At 40.0% G+C, this 1017-nt stretch carries 1 protein-coding gene; it reads left to right on the top strand.

Annotated features, from left to right (window positions below):
* Positions 1-501, top strand: a 501-nt coding sequence (locus tag J7K40_05590) for a hypothetical protein (protein MCD6161870.1), incomplete at its 5' end; no start/stop codon positions are given.
* Positions 502-1017: the final 516 nt, after the last annotated feature.

Here is a 1017-nt window from a genome sequence, read left to right as displayed (position 1 = left end):
TATTATAAGCGTTCATTAGAAATAGAACCTGAAAATGCAAATACTCTTGGCAACTATGCTAATTTCCTTACAGACATTCGTCATGAACATGATAAGGCAGAAGAGTATTATAAGCGTTCATTAGAAATAGAACCTGATAATGCAAATCTTCTTGGAAATTATGCCGGTTTTCTGTTGTCACAAGGACGAGTTGATAAAGGATTTGAATATTTAGACAAAGCATTTAAACTTTGTTATAGAGATGAAGTAGAACTCGAATGTCAGTTTTATATGTACGCTCATTCCAAAGATGACAATAAACAAAAAGATAGCCTTACTAAAATCAAAGAATTAATCGAATCTGATGTCAAATCGCCTCATTGGAATCTCGATAACAATGTTAACCGCGCCATCAAAGACGGCCACCCTGAGCCGGAATTTCTAAAAGCATTGGCAAAAGTAATCACCGATGAATTAGATGTCAAAGAGCTTGATAAATTCGATGTTTGGAATAAACTGTAAATCCTGTAAAATTACTTTATCACTGTGGCTGGTGTACGTCCTCGTGCAAAGTAAAGAGGGCGTATGCAATACGCCCCTACGGAATACTTAAAAGCCATAGCGAATAACCCCCACAATTTCCCTAACAGATTCCCTTGCCATCCATACACGCCCTGCTTATACTACCAAAAAGCAAATATCCGCAAAGGAAAAAATTGCGGCTGGTCTATGTCCTAGTGCACCAGCATGTTGGCAGACGAGTTCGCCTAAGACGAACGCCAACCACTAAAACGCGTAGGGGCGTATTGCATACGCCCTCTTTTTTATTTTCAGCATAATAGAGTATCTATCACGTTGGGTATAAACCCAACACTTTCTCCAACAAATTCCCTTGCCATCAAAACACGCCCTGCTTATACTATCAAAAAACAAATATCCGCAAAGGAAGAAATTGTGTCAGGTGTACGTCCTCGTGCACCAGTATGTTGGCAGACGAGTTCGCCTAAGACGAACGCCAACCACTAAAACGCGTAGGGG

This window comes from Candidatus Zixiibacteriota bacterium (assembly GCA_021159005.1).
Taxonomy (GTDB): domain Bacteria; phylum Zixibacteria; class MSB-5A5; order UBA10806; family 4484-95; genus JAGGSN01.
The sequence above is the reverse complement of the archived record's forward strand: the minus strand, read 5'-3'. Positions and strand labels throughout refer to the sequence as shown.